This is a genomic window from Rahnella perminowiae (assembly GCF_019049695.1).
GTDB classification, from domain to species: domain Bacteria; phylum Pseudomonadota; class Gammaproteobacteria; order Enterobacterales; family Enterobacteriaceae; genus Rahnella; species Rahnella perminowiae.
In genome coordinates this window covers 71,679-88,525 of record NZ_JAFMOT010000182.1, presented here as the reverse complement: position 1 = coordinate 88,525, position 16,847 = coordinate 71,679, and the positions used below count along the sequence as shown (strand labels likewise).

Below are 16,847 nucleotides of genomic sequence, written 5' to 3'. Positions count from 1 at the left end.
TGTTGAAATCCTAAAAAAACCCCGCTGTTTCGCAGCGGGGAGCTCTGTTCCTCAGGCTTTGCCCGCGACCGGGAATTCACTGTCAGTCTCAACTTCGGGCAACTCATTCAGATCTGGCTCGATCCCTTGCGAAATATAATCTTTTGCTGCAACTGACTGTTCATTGCCTTGCGCATCGCGGATAAGAACATGTTTTATCGCGCCATCTTTCATCACCTCGCGGTGTACACCGGTAAATTCACTCATTGTGGTTTCCTTTTGTATGCACTGCATATAAACCTCACTCCTCTTTAAGCATAGTTTTTTATTTTTAAGTGCAACTAATAAAAATCCTAAATGACCTCAGCAACGCGATCATTTTCCTGATAAATTAAAGGCATTGTCACTGATGACGATACCGCGCACCCCGCTCCATTCATGCCTTACAAGGAGAACGCTCTTGGACGCCAGCACGATTAATACTCTTTTCTTTATTGGCGCCCTGTTAGTCGCAGCGAGCATTTTGCTCAGTTCGTTCTCTTCTAAGCTTGGCATCCCTATTTTGGTCATTTTCCTGGCGATCGGCATGCTGGCGGGCGTCGACGGAATTGGCGGTATTGCCTTCGATAATTACCCCGCCGCCTATCTGATCAGTAACCTGGCGCTGGCGGTAATTTTGCTGGACGGCGGGATGCGTACGCGGGCCTCTTCCTTTCGTGTTGCCCTGTGGCCTGCCCTGTCTCTGGCGACAATCGGTGTCCTGATTACCGCCGGGTTGACCGGGCTGGCCGCCGCATGGTTGTTCAATATCAACCTGATGCAGGGTTTACTGATTGGCGCAATTATCGGTTCAACCGATGCGGCAGCCGTCTTCTCGCTGATTGGGGGTAAAGGTCTGAACGAACGTGTCAGCGCCACGCTGGAAATTGAATCCGGCAGCAACGACCCGATGGCGGTATTTCTGACCATCACCCTGATAGACATGATATCTAAAGGTGAACAGGGCCTTAGCCTGATGTTTGTTGTTGATGTGGTGCGCCAGTTTGGCCTCGGCATCGTGTTTGGTGTAGGCGGCGGCTGGCTGCTGCACAAGCTGATTAATAAGATTACGCTGGCGACCGGGCTGTATCCGCTGCTGGCATTCAGCGGGGGTTTGCTGGTGTACGCGGCAACCATGTCACTGGAAGGCAGCGGCATTCTGGCGGTGTATCTGTGCGGCCTGATGCTCGGCAATATGCCCATCCGCAACCGTCACGGTATTTTACAAACCTTTGACGGGCTGGCCTGGCTCAGCCAGATTGGTATGTTCCTGGTGCTGGGTTTGTTGCTGACGCCAAGCGATCTGTTGCCCATTGCTGTCGCAGCGCTGGCACTGTCATTGTGGATGATTCTGCTGGCACGCCCGCTGTCGGTGTTTGTCAGTCTGATCCCGTTCAAAAACTTTACCTTGCGTGAGCGCTTCTTTATTTCCTGGGTCGGGCTGCGTGGCGCAGTGCCGATCATTCTGGCAGTGTTCCCGATGATGGCCGGACTGCCTAACGCCACACTGTATTTTAATGTCGCCTTCTTTATCGTGCTGGTTTCCTTGCTGCTTCAGGGCACATCCTTAGGCTTTGCGGCCAAAAAAGCCAAAGTGCTGGTGCCGCCGCAACCAACGCCGATTTCACGCGTCGGGCTGGATATCGATGTTTATAACGACTGGGAACAATTTGTCTATCAGCTCGGTTCCGACAAATGGTGCGTCGGTGCCGCACTGCGTGATCTGCAAATGCCCCAGGCGACACGCATTGCGGCGCTGTTCCGTGGCAAAGAAATGCTGCATCCGACCGGCAGTACGCGTCTGAAGGAAGGCGATATTCTTTGTGTGATCGGCCAGGAAAAAGACTTACCGGAGCTGGGCAAGTTATTCAGTGACAGCAATAAAGTGGTGCTTGATGACCGTTTCTTTGGTGATTTCATTTTGCAGGCTGATGCGCCGCTGGATGCGATTTCCCAGCTGTATGGTCTGAATCTGGAAGATACGGTCGATCAGTCGCAAACCCTGGGGCATTTCGTGATCAATCTGCTCGGTGGCGAACCGGTTATCGGTGACCATATCGAATGGGACGGGCTGACGTGGACAATTGCGGAAATGGAGGGGAACCGGGTAAGCAAAGTCGGTGTCAGGATTGTAACGCAGAAGGCCTGAAAAGTAGTTTTATCGAAAGTTTCCGCCAGATAATACAAATCCCGGTCTCACACCGGGATTTGTTCAGATTAGCGGTTAATCGATCTCGCCATGCGGGTATACGTATGGCGTACACCGCGGATCGCAATACTGTAAGCCATGATATTCTCGGGCAGTGCGATCCCCATATAACCTGTATCGCCAATGTGATGCAAATCAGCCCCGGCCATTTTGCTCATCAGCGCAATTTGCCGCACCGTACTGACATCAGCGCCTTCCTGGGATGTCCCGATGGTTGTCATCGCCAGCGCCCCGTGCGCATGTGCACAGGCAATCAGCGACGTGACTTTTTCCTGACTCATCCCCGGAACAGTCCCCGGAGCAGGGATCAGAACAACATCTGCACCCTGTGAGGCAAACCAGGCAACATCTTCTTCGCTGATAATGGCAGCACCACTTTCCCGTACCACACCGGCACCGTGCATTTTACCCGTGATCACTACAGCGTGGTCTCCGACAGTCTGACGAATATCATTGATCGCCAGTCCCAGCGCGCGGTTGCTGACACCATTGTTCGGATTGCCGGTCAGTACCAGAATTTTTGCTCCCATCTCAATCAGCTTACGGGCGTTCTCTGCCGTCGCCATCCTGCCTGGTTTCATTTTCCAGATATCGTCATGTGAGGAAGCGAATTCTAAATCGACCGCTTCCAGATTAACACCAATAATGCGACCGGTAAGTTTCTGTAATGCTTGTAAAATATGTTGAGGTGCAATATCTGCAGGTAATCCTTTGATCTCCGGACTCTCAAGGTCAAACATATTGATCAGTAAAATATCTGCACCCTGTGACGCGGCGAGCTCCGCATTGCAGACATTGTTCAGTAAAGGCTGAGTGATGGCGATCGTTTCACTGACTAACACGCGACCTTCGCTGGCACGGATAGCATAGAGAAGCGTCTCGCGGTCCATGTTAACGACATCCGAAGCACAACAATCCAGTAATCGTTTCTTTGTCATGAGAGAGATGTCCTTATTGATTTAATAATTCACGAATTTCACTGGCAATAATTTCCGCCTGCGTACCGATGATGACCTGCAGGCCTGAATCTCCACGTTTTATCACTCCCATCGCCCCCAGTTTTTTTAACGCTGGCTCCTGAATCATATCCCTGTCGACAATTTCAAGGCGCAAGCGGGTTATGCAGGCATCAACCCGTATCAGATTTTTCTTTCCGCCCAAAGCATCGAGATAGGCAGCGGCAAGCCGTGAGGAGTTAATGAAGGGACTGGCAGATTCATTCTCTTCCCCCCTGCCCGGCGTCGCAAGATTGAAACGGTGAATAAAAAACCGGAACAGGAAGTAGTAAATAAGCCCCCACAGGATGCCGACAGGCAGCATCAGCAGCGGATGAGAAGCAAGACCAAATGATAAAACATAATCTATCAGGCCGGCGGAGAAGGTAAACCCAAGCTTAATTCCCAGAAGCTGGCATACCGCCATAGAAACGCCGGTCAGTAAGGCGTGGATACTGTAGAGCAGGGGTGACAGAAACAGGAAAGTGTACTCGACAGGCTCGGTAATACCGGTCAGAAAAGTCGTCAGCGCCAGCGACAAAAACAATCCGGCAACGGCTGCACGTTTATCTTTGGGGGCGGCATGGTACATCGCCAGACAGGCTGCAGGGAGGGCAAACATAAATACGGGGAAAAAGCCGGTCATAAACGCCCCGGCAGACGGGTCGCCAGCAAAGAAACGATGAATATCACCCGTGACCGCCGCACCCTGCTCAGGAGTAAAGGTGCCAAACACAAACCAGACCAGCGAATTAACAATATGGTGCAAGCCAACTACACGGAAAATCACATTCAGGACGCCGTAAACAAATGGCCCCACCGGCCCCGACGCAACCAGCCAGTTTCCCAGAGTGTTTACGCCGTGTTGAACCGGTGCCCACGCCCACGCCAGCACCATACCCAGCAGCAGGCAGCTCAGCCCTGTCGCAATCGGGATAAACCGTTTGCCGCCAAAGAAAGCCAGATATTCGGGTAAACGGATATTCTGATAGCGATTATATAAGACTCCCGCCAGAACCCCGGTAAGAATACCCGACAATACGCCCATGTTGAGTTCCGGGTTAATCGCCTGCATCACCGATGTCAGCACCAGATAACCAATAGTCCCTGCCAGACTGGCAGCACAATGATTATCTTTTGCCAGCCCGCCGCTGATACCAATCGCGAACAATAAGGGCAGATTATCGAAAAGTGTTTGTCCTGCTTTGGTCACATAAACAATGTCAAATACGTCCGGTTGCCCCAAACGTAATAAGAGCCCGGCAACGGGTAGCACAGCGATAGGCAGCATCAACGCTTTGCCCAACCGCTGCATAATGACAAAAAAGTTCCCTTGCATAAATTCACCTGAAGTTGTTGTTCATTCTGGATAGGAAAATCGACCTGTCAGGTACCACTTATGTACCATTAAAATACCATAATGAAACTTTCGCTGTAATTCAGCCCGGTATGCTTAATGTGTGATCGTGTTGTCATTACGCAAATTTCCTATGAAAAGCACAGAGAGACACATTGTTTTTCAGTTGAATAACTGGTTCACTCTTGAATGATCCACCATGAACAATATGGATAAAAAATGACTACCTCACCCTCCAGCCTGTGGCAGCTTGATGGCAACAATAGTATGCCGCTGTATATGCAACTGATTAATTGCATTAAATCGGCGATTGACAGGAACGAGCTTCAACCGGGAGATGCGATCCCATCAGAACGTGATCTGGTCGAGTCGCTTAACATCGCGCGTGGTACGATCCGTAAGGCGTTTCAGCAATTGCTTGAGGAGGGAATACTTGTCCGCAATCAGGGCTCCGGGACTTTTGTCGCCCCGCATGTCCGCCAGTCTCTGCCGCTGCTGGAAAGTTTCAGCGAAATGGCGAATGCCAGCGGGGGAAAAGCACAAAGTGAACTGGTGGGGTATTTGCGACGGGCATCGACCCAGAAGGAACGGGAAATTCTGCGCCTGGCGGATGAGCAAAAAGAAGTCGTCGAACTGACCCGTTTACGAAAAATCAATGGCATCGCTGTTTCTCTTCAAATGGCCATTTTGCCCGCACATTTGTTAGATAAGATTAATGAACTTGATGAGTCCCTTTACCTGTATCTGGAAAAAAAAGGATCGCCGGTGCTGAGAGCGAGCCAGCATTTTAAGGCTGTGATGACAGATAGCAAACTGGCCTATTATCTGGGTATCAAAGAACATCATCCTTTGCTACTGGTGACGCGAACGGGTTACACATACCATGAGCTACCTGTGGAATACACCTGTACATGGTGTCTGAATGATTACTATGACTTTACTATCGAACTGCACCGCCCCCAAGAATAAAAAAGGACTGTTCTTAGCACACAGCTTCAACATCTATTTTTAACAAATCATAGCAATGTCTTTTTCTTATCAGGCATTGCTCCTGCCTGATTTTAATTAAAGAATTATATTCATTTATAAAATAGCCAACCCTAAACCATTTACTACACACATTATTATGGATAATGAGAACTATGATTAACACATCTATAAGACTGTTAAAACAAGACGCGTCTGCTAAATTAATTATTGTCAGTTATTCCCCTACGGGTGGTGGACATACAGCACGTTTATTAAATATCATTACATTGGCATTAGAAAAAAAATCCCTTCCCAGGGACAGTATCGTGATATTTCACGTTCCCTGTTCATGGGAAGGTATGCCGCGCTCACCGATGGTGGCCGGGCTTGCCAGAAGCCTGATCAGCCAAAAAATTCATGTTTGGATCGCCGAGTCTGACAAATCTATTTACGGATATTTAAATAAAGAGACCGGAGGCTCAGATGATGCCAATATTTTGCAGCGCATCACACACTTCCCCTTGCGCAATCAGCCTAATGAAATAAGTGACCGTGGAAAAAAACATAAAATCGTAACCAAGCTGAATGAATGTATTTATTTTCAAAACATCGACTCAGAAAGCGACTTACCCATTATTTCTGCAAAGAATCTGATGTCCGGGGTTTTAGCAGAATTTGGTCACACCATTATCGCTGAACGGACTTATTTGCTGACTGATATGGATCCCTATTTACAAAAAGCCGCCTCCTCTGTTGGTGTCCCCGGGAAACGTTGTCTGGACCAGCAAAACCATGCAATATTACTCAATCTCAATGATGCCCAACTCAATTTTTTACCAAAATATGCGCTGTTGTCTAAAGTCCTGGGTGGATACGGAGAACAAATATCCCATATTGATTTAGGCGGGTGCAACACACTCCATAGTCTGTGTGATATCACTACACGCTTAAATATTTATAGCGGAACACCGAAATATATTGCCCGCATAAAAATTGCTGACTTACTGCTGACGTTCGCCCTTTCAAAAGAACAGATTAATACCCGGTTGAATAACTCTGGTAAACCCTTCGCGGGAGTAATGTGTGGCTCAGGCATGAAATACGGCGGAGATGCACAAAATATCATCTACGTTTATGCCCATAAAAAAACTAATATTATCGCCAGATGTGTGAATGAAAGAATGCAGGCAGGGGATCCCGCTTACCGTGAGCTTATCTTTCTTTTTTGTGGCGCAGGGGCGACGGGAAATCTGAATGCCATGCATCTGGCCTATATTGCCGATGCAGACGGGATAACCACCGCAGGCGCGGGTACTGTGGGTGAATATGCGTATCTGAGAAAAAAGGCAGGCTGTAGTTCCAGGTTATTGATCTTGCCGATAGAGGGGCACAATGAGCAGGAAAAGAATGCGGACGTTATCTCAAAAGATAATGACATCAAAGCCTTTGTGGTGAGAACACTGCAAACCGAACAACTTTCTGATTCTCTACAACGCTTCGTAAACGGTGCCAGCAAACGCCGTGAGGCACCGCAGACAATGAATGAATTCATCAGTGCCATAAGTAATCCGAACACCTATGTTCATCAAGCTTATGACTTACTCTTCAACGATGCTTCAACCATTGACTTCAGTAACATCCGCCAGGTTGAACAACTGATGAACCAGAATCCCTTGTTGCGGGCTACGCGTAAGTATCTGAAGCTGGTTTTCCAGGCGCTGAGTGTGAAGAACGCAAACGATAGCCTTTCAGTTTCATTCCAGCAGGGGGCAACCCATACATTTACCAATGTAAAAGAACTGAACCATACCTTACAAAATCCCTCAAGCCTGGCACAACTTATTGGACTAAAATCTCCCGGACAAGCCTCTGAGATGCCACTGCTCCAGGAGGTCCGGCAATATTTTTCAGTACTGGCCAGCGGCGGTTCACCCTCAACGGGTGCGGAGGCTAAACTAAAAGAAGAATTTGGGGAATTTATGGTGACGGGCTTTTAACGCGACTTTTTCACGACGGGAGTCTGTGCCGCACGGGGCGGCACAGAGGTTGTGTTACTGACCAGCCTGCGGGTCTTTGTCGTAGTCAGAACAAGACTGATAGCCTTTGTTCATCACATGACCGGTGTCGTTAAAGCTGACGAAATAAGTCTGGGCTTTACCATCACGCGGCGCGACCGCATAAGTCTGACATGTCCCTTTCGCATGAATCAGCGTCGCTTCCGTTGACGGTGGCCCTGCAATAGCACGGACCTGAGATTTGGTCATCCCGACTTTCACGTCGCTGACGACCGGCTCTTTCACATAACTCGCTGCACGGTCATAAGTCTGACACCCTGCCAGTACCGAAACTGCTGTAGCAACCACCAGTAACATTTTCTTGTTCATAACTTCTCCTCCTGAGTATTTTTGTCTTGTTAATCATAGAAGACGTAAGGGATTTCGCCAGCGGATATGACTTCTGTTTGTTGATTACACCCTGTTTTAAGTTTTTTCTGATAACGGCAAATGGCTGTTTTGGCGCAGCCGGATGGACATTTTTTCTCAGTACAAAAGAGGATATTCAGGACTTTTTGATCTATACATGAAACAGATAAGCCATTGAATGCGCGACAAGGAGCCATTCCTGATGCATTTGGATCGACGCAGGTTCGTTACTTTGCTGGGTGTTATTGCCCTGATGCCGATAGCCCAAACGGGTTTCGCGACTCCCCGGGAGATTGCCATGGATACTCTGCTGATCGACAAACCCGACGGCGGTGTGCCGAATAACAGGTTACCGGTGCTGATTTATCACCGCGTCATTCCGCCTGATATCCCCGATAATGCCGAATATCTTGAACACCTCTTCCGTGCCAACGGCTGGCCGCCCCAGTGGCGTTATCCTGTGTATACCTTTACGCATTTTCATTCCAATACACCTGAAGTATTGGGTGTTTATGCCGGTACGGCAAAACTGCAACTGGGCGGTGAGCACGGTAATATTATTGAGGTGAATGTCGGTGATGTGTTATTGCTCCCTGCCGGTATCGGCCATAAACAAATTTCCGCCGATGAAAACTTTATGCTGGTCGGCGCGTATCCGCCGGGTATCAAAGCCGATTTATGCCACGACGAACTGCCGCAACTGGCGGCGCGCACCAAAGCGGTGAACGCCGTCCCGCTGCCCGCGACAGATCCGGTAACCGGACACAGCGAAGGCAGCATGCTGGTCTGGCATCAGAAATGACCGCACATCACGCAGCAGTCAGGGCGAAACGTGCCACGGCTTTTTCCAGCCGCTGCGATTGTTCAAGTAACTGCAGGGAAGTTGCTGCTGCATGATCCGCCAGTTTGCCGTTTTGCAGCGTCACCTGGTTAAGCACGGTGATACGCTCCGAGACCTCATGAACATTTTGCCCCTGAGATTGCGTCGCGTCTGAAATCTCATTCACTAATGTGCTGAGGCTATTGAAGATATTAATGATCTCTTCCAGATTCTGGCTCAGCACTGTGACCGATGCAGAACCCCGGCCGATTTGCTGCACGGAATCGTCAATCAGCTGATGGATACCGCGCGTCGAATGGCTGCTCTTCTGCGCCAGCACACCGATTTCTTTCGCCACCACGGCAAATCCGCGCCCGTGCTGCCCGGCATGCGCCGCTTCAATGGCCGCATTCAGCGCCAGAATGTTAGTCTGAAACGCCACACTGTCGATAATCGACACAATATTGCTCATGTCTGAAGACTGGCTGACAATTTCGTTCATCGCTGTATCCACCTGCCCCATCACTTCACCGCCGCGCATCGCCACGCCTCTTGCCTGCTCAGCACGCTGACGGGCCTGCTGCACATGGATGGCGTTTTCTTTCACACGTTCATTGAGATGGGAGATATGTTCAGTGGCAGCTCTGAGCTCTTCGTTCTGAATGGCAGCCTGCGACGACAGCTCTTCGTTACCTTTCGCCATCTGATTGATATTGAGCATGATATGTGACGAGGCATCGCGCACTTCACTGACCAGTTTTTGCAAACCGCGCTGCATATTTCGCAGGCTGACGCCCAGTTCGCACATTTCAGTCACCCGCGCCGGGTCAGCCGGGACATCCCGCGATAAATCCCCGGCTGCCAGAACGCTGATATGACCAATCATCCGTTGCAGCGGACGGATAATCCACGCCGAGACGCCGCGCCAGACCAGCACCGCAATTACTGCCAGAATGACCAGTGCCGCCATAAACAGCGTTTTCGCCTGCGTCAGCGCGTTGAGTAAACGGTCACTCAGTGACACCGCAATGTGCTCATTAACTGCCAGATACGCATAATATTTCTGACTGAAATCATCCTGAAAGGCCTGGACAGGCACTTCAAAGAATACGTCGATATTGCTATTTTTTTGCAGACCATCAGCCTGTTCCCGTAAGCCATCGTAGAACATCTGATAGCTGGCTTTCAGCCCGGTGGCGGCCGTATCGGCGTTTTTCGTCATGCTTTCGAATTGTGCAAACGCTTTTTGTGACGCGGCAAGCGAACCCAGCGACTCTTCCAGCAGGCTGTTCCAGCTGCCGACCGAGCCGGTTTCTTTATCCTGCATGTAATAAATGCCGGCGCGGTTCAGCTTGTCACTGGCCATCAGCAATTCCATTCGGGCTTTATCCATTACGCCTTGCTGCTGACGCAGACTTTCGGTGGCAATAACGTTGTTACGTGCATCCCGCAGGATTTTGGTGAGCACTACGGTGGAGAAGATTTGTAAAGCAGAAAACAGCGTGATAACGCAAATGACCCCGAAAAGAATTCCCCGGGGGCGTTTGATGAAATCGAATCGAAACAACTTGTTGAATCGCATTTTACCAGTAAGTAAACGAGACGTTAAAATCATGATTATTCTGCATTATTTAGAGAAGAAGCAGGATTTTACGCGCGGAAAATGACAATAATATTTCAATGAACTGACCTGGCTTCGCATAGTAACCTACATAATTAAAGCGGCAGGAAGGCGACGGGTCAGGAGATCCCGATGAACGTACATAAGTCTGTGTTTCGGGTCCCAGAACGCCGCCAGCGCACCTGCCGCCTGGCATATGACGGATATTATTTCGGGAAAATCCAGACATATTGCTCGGGTAACTTCAAATGACAATGCTGCGGATCGCGCACATCTGTACCGTAAGCACGGATCACAAAATCATCGCCAGATGTGCGGAACAGATATTCCCAGCGGTCACCCAGATACATGCTGGTCAGAAGGGGGAGCTCCAGCTGATTCTCGCCCGGCCCGTCTGCCAGCACCACGCGTTCAACACGGATCACCGCTGTCCCCTCCTGCCCTGCCTGCACTCCCTCACCCGCCAGCCCCCACAACACCCAGTCGCTGCCTTCGATACGCGCTTTACCCTCACGCACTTCGGTGATTTTGCCGTGCAGGCGATTGTTGCTGCCCATAAATTCGGCGGTAAACAGCGTTTTTGGCGAACCGTACATTTCCTGCGGCGTACCCTGCTGCTCTATTTTACCGTTATTGAGCAAAAGAATGCGGTCTGAAATCGCCATCGCTTCGTTCTGATCATGCGTCACCATCAGTGCCGACAGCCCGAGTTTAATGATCAGTTCGCGCAGGAATACCCGCGCCTCCTCACGCAGTTTGGCATCGAGGTTCGACAACGGCTCATCAAGCAAAATCACCGGCGGGTTGTAGACCAGCGCCCGGCCAATTGCCACGCGTTGTTGTTGACCGCCGGAAAGCTGATGCGGATGACGCTTGCCCAGATGCCCGAGACCCAGCTGATTCAACACATCCTGTACGCGCCGGGTGATTTCATCCGCCGAAACCTTACGTAATTTCAGCGGATAGGCCACGTTCTCAAACACGGTTTTGTGAGGCCACAGTGCGTACGACTGAAACACTAACCCGAGGTTGCGCTCTTCGGCCGGAATTTCGCTGCGCGGTGTGCCGTCGTACACTTTGTTTTTGCCAATGACGATGGTGCCTTTCACCGGCTTTTCCAGCCCGGCGACTGCACGCAGTAATGTCGTTTTGCCACTGCCTGAAGGCCCGAGCAACGATACCACTTCACCGCGTTTGAGCTCCATGGAAACGCCCTTCAGCACCGGATTGTCACCATAAGTTAAGTGCAGGTTGTCGACCGATAATTCAATCATGTAATTTCACTCCGAAACGAAGGGCAATACCCAGACCTAAAACCACCAGCAGGATGTTAATAAAGGAAAGCGCGGCAACGATATCAATAGCCCCCGCCGCCCACAGAGAAACCAGCATTGAGCCGATGGTTTCCGTACCCGGCGAAAGCAGATACACCCCGGTGGAATATTCGCGTTCGAAAATCAGGAACATCAACAGCCAGGAACCAATCAGGCCATAACGTGACAGCGGAATGGTGACATGGCGGGTGATCTGCCCGCGGGTTGCACCGGTACTGCGCGCGGCCTCTTCCAGCTCCGGCCCGACCTGCAACAGTGTTGAGGAAATCAACCGCAGCCCGTACGCCATCCACACCACGGTATAGGCCAGCCAGACGCTGAAAATGGTACTGCGCAACGATCGCAGCCAGACCACCAGGTTATCGCGCAACCATTGCGACCACGGCATGCCGGAAAGCCAGCCGGATTTGAGCGCGTTATCCAGCCACATCGGCAGGAACAGAAACACCCATAAGAATGCCAGACCGGCCAGCAGCCCCGGCACCGCACGCGGCACCAGCACGCTGTAATCGAGGAAACGGGTGATGCCGTCCGGTTTACGGTGCATTGCAATACCGATAAACAAATAACAGGCTACTGCCAGCGCGCCGCCGATGACGCCGATGGCCATCGAGTTGACGATGGCGCGCAGCAGGTTCGGCTGTTCCCAGATCGTACGGAACGTATTGAGCGACAGTTCATCCCAGAGGGAAACCCCGACGCCCCAGTTGGAGATAAACGCCCGCAGTATTACACCTATCAGCGGAACGCCGATGGTTACGGTCAGCCAGAACGCCACCACGGCACCGGCCACCCAGCGCCATTTGCCGAGCGGCAGGGCACGCGCCTGCGAGGCTTTACCTTTCACCGTGACGAACCGGTTCGCGGTACGCATCAGACGGCGCTGTAACATCACCAGCGGAATAGTGATACATATCAGCACCACCGCCACGGCGGCCATCAGATGATAAGACGGCGTACCAAGTTTATTAGTCAGCTGATAAAGATAGGTTGCCAGCACCATGTTGCCTTCCGGATCGCCCAGCACCAGCATCAGGCCAAAAACTTCCAGCCCGAGGAAGAACAGCAAAACGGTGGCGTAAAGGATCGACGGACGAACCATCGGCAGGCTGACAGCGGTCATCACCTGTAGCGGCGAGGCACCTGCGGTTCGCGCCGCTTCCTCAACATCCGACCCGACGCTGCGCAGTGCCGAGGAGATGTACAGATAGGCGTGCGGAACGTGCGTCAGTCCGGCAATCACCACGATGCTCGACATGTCGTAGATATTCCATGGCACAAACCCGAGCACCGACTGGGCCCACAGCGAGAAAAACCCGACCGGTCCGGCGGCCACCACGTAACCGAAGCCTAATACCATCGGTGACACAAAAATCGGCACCAGGATCAGCGGCTCAATCACGCGTCGGCCCGGTAAATCCGTACGCACCATCAGGAACGCCAGAATACCGCCGAGCGGGATTGCGATAACGACCAGCCCGAAAGCCAGAATAAAGCCACTTTTCAGCGCCTTGTAAAAGTCCGGATCGGTAAATATGAATCCAAAGGATTCGAGGCTCCATTCTTTTGACGGTGAAAAGAACGGCGCGGAGAGGAAACTCTGTATCACGATAAACGACAACGGAATGTAGATAACCAGCGCCGTTATCAACACCACAATGCCGCGCGGCAGGCTTTGCCACTTTCTGCGCAATGCATTCATGTTACTTCCCTTCGGTTAGAAACAAGGAGAGCGAAATCAGGCAGGGAAAAGGAAGCGCGACGGAAAAGGCCGCGCTTCGATATGTCACTACTTGGCAGCAGCGGTACGCCATTGTTTGATGTAATCGAGGCGTTTTTTCTGTTGCAAATATTCCAGCAGAGTCTCATCCACCGGGATAGGCTTGAGCGCATTGCCCAGCATTTTGGTCATACCGTCAATATCGTTTTTGCCTTCGATATCGTTACGGATGGACGGGATATCAGCCTGATTAGCCAGAATGCTTTGCCCTTTCTCAGACAGCACATAATCCAGCCACAGTTTGGCCGCGTTGCTGTTTTTCGATTCCTGACTGATGAAGGAAACGCGGGAAAGTACCAGGGTGTAATCCTTCGGATAGGAAATCCCCAATGACGGGTCGGTTTTAGCACGGGCTTCGGCGTAGGAACCCAAAATATTAAAGCCGATGAGGTTTTCGCCGGAAGAGACGCGTTCCATCATGGTGCCGGTAGAGGACTGCACCGCTAAGCCGCCTTTGGCCACATCAGCCAGCGTTTTGAAATAATTCGGATCAGCTTTGAAATCCTGCACGGACAACATAAAACCGAGGCCGGATTTCTCAATGTCGTAAGTAGTCACTTTTTTGTTGAATTTTTCGGTCTGGCTGGCGATGAGTTTTGCCAGTGCCGCATGGGAATCAGGAACATCACCGGCCGGGATCAGACGTTTGTTATAGATAAATACCACAGGCTCATATGTCGTGCCGTAGGCTTTGTCTTTCCACACCGCCCATTTTGGCAGCTGGCCCTGTTCGGGGGATTTATACTCCTGCGCGTAGTCGGTCGCCAGTTTCAATGCGGTGTCCATTGAAGAACTCCACACCACGTCGCCGCTGGTGCCGCCCGCTGCCTGTTCGCTGATGTAACGGTTGTACAGTTCGGTACTGTTCATGTCGTTATATTCAACTTTGATACCCGGATATGTCGCCTCGAAACCCTGAATCAGCGGACCGGCCGCTTTGGTATCTGTGGTGGAATAAACCACCACTTTGCCTTCTTTGGTCGCCGCATCGACGATTTTCTGATAGTCGGCCGGGTAGCCCTGAGGTAATGCAGACATTGCAGAGGAAGACATCATCACAGCCGCAGCAATCAGAGAGAATCGTAATTTGTTGGTCATTATTGTTAACCTCTAGTTACATTTGGGAAACTAAAAATCAACATAGCGCATAACATCTGACAGGCAATGGGGTAATTTTTTTATCTTCCCGATTTGTGAGTCGGGGCGTTTTTTAGGTAATTAACACCATAAAAACCACAGCTAAAACGCAAAACAGGCCACCTGAATGACCTGTTTTAGCTGTCTCTAAACGACGTTTATTTAAAATATCCGGCGGTATCGATATCCGTGAGTAAATCCTGCTGTTCAGGCTTCCAGCCCAGAACATCGCGGGTGATCTGACTGGAAGTCGGATTGTTAAGCGAGGCAAAGTGGGTAAACCAGCCAAAATGTGCAGCGGCCTCTTGCGCATTTTTACTGACTACCGGCAGATTCAGATGTTTGCCAATCATTGTGGCGATCTCACGAAATGGCACGCCTTCTTCTGCGCTGGCGTGATAAATGGCATTCTGTGCACCTTTCTCCAGCGCCAGTACAAATACCCGTGCAGCATCAAAACGGTGAACCGCAGGCCAGCAGTTTTCGCCATCACCGGGATACGCCGATTCCCCCTTTTCCCTCGCCATCGCAATAATCAGCGGTACAAAGCCATGATCACCCTCGCCATGCACCGACGGCGGGAGACGTACCAGAGACACCCGCACGCCCTGCTCAGCCAGCTTAGCGACAGCAAGATCGGACGCCACACGGAAATTTTGCCCGTGTGGATCCGCTAAATCGTTTTCAGTCACCAGACGTCCTGTGTTCACCCGCGCGGTCGCGGTGCCGGAGGTGACGATCAACGGTTTATTTGTTCCCTTCAGCGCAGCACCTAAGACGCCAATCGCCTGCCGGTCTTTTTCGCAGTTCTCCTCAAACCTGGAGAAATCATGGATAAACGCCATATGGATCACGCCATCGGCCTGCTGCGCGCCGGATGTAAGACTTTCCGGATCTTCAATACTGCCGCGATGCACACCCGCCCCCACGTCGGTCAGCGCCTGTGCCGCCGCATCCGAGCGGGCCAGTCCCAGCACCTGATGACCGGCGCGCAGCAATTCCTGGACCACCGCAGAACCGACAAAACCTGTTGCACCTGTCACGAATACACGCATTTCGAATTCCCCTGTTATTGGCCATTCAGTTGTGGCTGAAAATAAGCATGTTTTACGTGACAAAATATAGGCGCTGGAGAAAAGACGATCTATGCGCTAATGTCCGCATTATCTTTGCAATCGTCCGGAGTGGTTGGTGGATCCTCTTTCTGATGTGTTAGCGCTGCTGAAGCCACGCAGTTATATGTCCAAAGGTTTTGAAGCCGGAGGGGCCTGGTCGGTGCAATTTCCCGAGCATTATCAGTCGATTAAATGTAACGCGATCATTACCGGCGAGTGCTGGCTGGCAGTCGATTCGGTGCCCGGTGCGGTGCATCTCAGAGCCGGTGACTGCTTTGTCTTACCCAGCGGCCGCCCGTTCCGGCTGGCCAGCGATCTGAACATTCAGCCGGTCGATGCCGGGCATATTTTCCAACAGTCACAGGATGGCGGGACCGTTTCCTGCAACGGCGGCCACGATTTCTTCCTCACCGGCAGCCGGTTTGCGGTCAGTGGCCCCGACGCCACCACGTTGCTGGCGATGTTACCGCCGGTAGTGCATATCTCGAAAGAATCCGACAAAGAAAGTTTGCGCTGGGCGGTTGAACGGATGATGCAGGAATTGCGTGACCCGCGGCCGGGCGGGTTGCTCATCGCTCAGCATATGGCACATATGATGCTGGTGCAGGCGTTGCGGATGTACGTGGATAATGCAGCGGAAGGTGAAGGCAGCGGCTGGTTTGCCGCCCTGGCCGATAAGAAGTTATCGAGGGCGCTGAATGCCATGCATGAAAACCCGGCGCAGCGCTGGACGGTGCAGACGCTGGCGGAACGTGCAGGTATGTCGCGTTCGGTGTTCTCACAGAAATTTAAACTGGCCGTAGGCAGCGCGCCGCTGGAATACCTTACGCGCTGGCGGATGTTACTGGCCGGAGACCGGCTGGCGAACAGTAAAGAACCGGTGTCCGCTGTGGCGCTGTCGCTCGGTTACCAATCTGAAAGCGCCTTCAGCACCGCGTTTAAGCGTACGCTGGGATGCTCACCCCGGCAGTACAGCCAGCGGGAAACGGGCTGACTGAAAACAGAAATATTGAAAATGCATGAATTTCAGGCACAAAAAAAGCTGCTAATGGCTTAGCAGCTTTATCGT

The 16,847-nt window shown here is 51.4% G+C and carries 14 protein-coding genes; 5 read left to right on the top strand and 9 right to left on the bottom strand.

Features of this window, described 5'->3' with window-relative positions:
- Positions 1-51: 51 nt before the first annotated feature.
- Positions 52-246, bottom strand: a complete 195-nt coding sequence (locus J1781_RS16995) for a hypothetical protein (RefSeq protein WP_165383713.1) — start codon at positions 244-246, stop codon at positions 52-54.
- Between the two features lie 193 nt (positions 247-439).
- Between J1781_RS16995 and J1781_RS16990 the strand changes: the two genes are divergently transcribed.
- A complete protein-coding gene (locus tag J1781_RS16990) occupies positions 440-2,167 on the top strand; it encodes a potassium/proton antiporter (protein WP_217233914.1) in 1,728 nt (575 codons plus the stop codon).
- 68 nt (positions 2,168-2,235) lie between these two features.
- Here the strand turns inward: J1781_RS16990 and J1781_RS16985 are convergent, their stop codons facing one another.
- Both J1781_RS16985 and nagE read right to left on the bottom strand, forming a co-directional pair.
- The gene (locus J1781_RS16985) at positions 2,236-3,165 is read right to left on the bottom strand and encodes a DUF7916 family protein (RefSeq protein WP_217233913.1); all 930 of its coding nucleotides are present in this window, start codon (positions 3,163-3,165) and stop codon (positions 2,236-2,238) included.
- A 13-nt stretch (positions 3,166-3,178) separates the two neighbouring features.
- Entirely contained in the window at positions 3,179-4,561 is a 1,383-nt protein-coding gene (nagE, locus tag J1781_RS16980) for an N-acetylglucosamine-specific PTS transporter subunit IIBC (RefSeq protein ID WP_217219433.1), read from the bottom strand.
- Between the two features lie 237 nt (positions 4,562-4,798).
- Between nagE and J1781_RS16975 the strand changes: the two genes are divergently transcribed.
- Together J1781_RS16975 and J1781_RS16970 are read left to right on the top strand one after the other, a co-directional pair.
- On the top strand, positions 4,799-5,548 hold the full coding sequence (locus J1781_RS16975) for a GntR family transcriptional regulator (RefSeq protein WP_217219432.1): 750 nt from the start codon (positions 4,799-4,801) through the stop codon (positions 5,546-5,548).
- A 173-nt stretch (positions 5,549-5,721) separates the two neighbouring features.
- Positions 5,722-7,545, top strand: coding sequence for a glycosyltransferase family 28 protein (locus J1781_RS16970; RefSeq protein ID WP_217233912.1), 1,824 nt, complete (start codon positions 5,722-5,724; stop codon positions 7,543-7,545).
- Positions 7,546-7,599: 54 nt separating this feature from the next.
- On the opposite strand, the gene osmE is transcribed toward J1781_RS16970, so the two are convergent.
- Entirely contained in the window at positions 7,600-7,932 is a 333-nt protein-coding gene (gene osmE, locus J1781_RS16965; RefSeq protein WP_129952544.1) for an osmotically-inducible lipoprotein OsmE, read from the bottom strand.
- Between the two features lie 241 nt (positions 7,933-8,173).
- On the opposite strand from osmE, the gene J1781_RS16960 reads away from it, so the two are divergent.
- A complete protein-coding gene (locus J1781_RS16960; RefSeq protein WP_217219501.1) occupies positions 8,174-8,773 on the top strand; it encodes a cupin in 600 nt (199 codons plus the stop codon).
- Positions 8,774-8,780: 7 nt separating this feature from the next.
- Here J1781_RS16960 and J1781_RS16955 read toward each other — a convergent pair whose 3' ends face one another.
- From J1781_RS16955 to J1781_RS16935, 5 genes are all read right to left on the bottom strand, one after another.
- On the bottom strand, positions 8,781-10,406 hold the full coding sequence (locus J1781_RS16955) for a methyl-accepting chemotaxis protein (protein WP_129952542.1): 1,626 nt from the start codon (positions 10,404-10,406) through the stop codon (positions 8,781-8,783).
- A 212-nt stretch (positions 10,407-10,618) separates the two neighbouring features.
- Positions 10,619-11,686 (bottom strand): ABC transporter ATP-binding protein, encoded by a 1,068-nt coding sequence (locus J1781_RS16950; protein ID WP_129952541.1) that lies wholly within the window; start codon positions 11,684-11,686, stop codon positions 10,619-10,621.
- A complete protein-coding gene (locus J1781_RS16945) occupies positions 11,679-13,448 on the bottom strand; it encodes an ABC transporter permease (RefSeq protein ID WP_129952540.1) in 1,770 nt (589 codons plus the stop codon). The genes J1781_RS16950 and J1781_RS16945 overlap by 8 nt, the downstream gene beginning before the upstream one ends.
- 87 nt (positions 13,449-13,535) lie before the next feature.
- Positions 13,536-14,624, bottom strand: coding sequence for an ABC transporter substrate-binding protein (locus J1781_RS16940; RefSeq protein WP_129952539.1), 1,089 nt, complete (start codon positions 14,622-14,624; stop codon positions 13,536-13,538).
- 197 nt (positions 14,625-14,821) lie between these two features.
- Complete coding sequence (locus tag J1781_RS16935; RefSeq protein ID WP_217233911.1) at positions 14,822-15,718, bottom strand: SDR family oxidoreductase; 897 nt, start codon at positions 15,716-15,718, stop codon at positions 14,822-14,824.
- Positions 15,719-15,854: 136 nt separating this feature from the next.
- On the opposite strand from J1781_RS16935, the gene J1781_RS16930 reads away from it, so the two are divergent.
- Positions 15,855-16,772 (top strand): AraC family transcriptional regulator, encoded by a 918-nt coding sequence (locus tag J1781_RS16930; protein ID WP_217158355.1) that lies wholly within the window; start codon positions 15,855-15,857, stop codon positions 16,770-16,772.
- Positions 16,773-16,847: the final 75 nt, after the last annotated feature.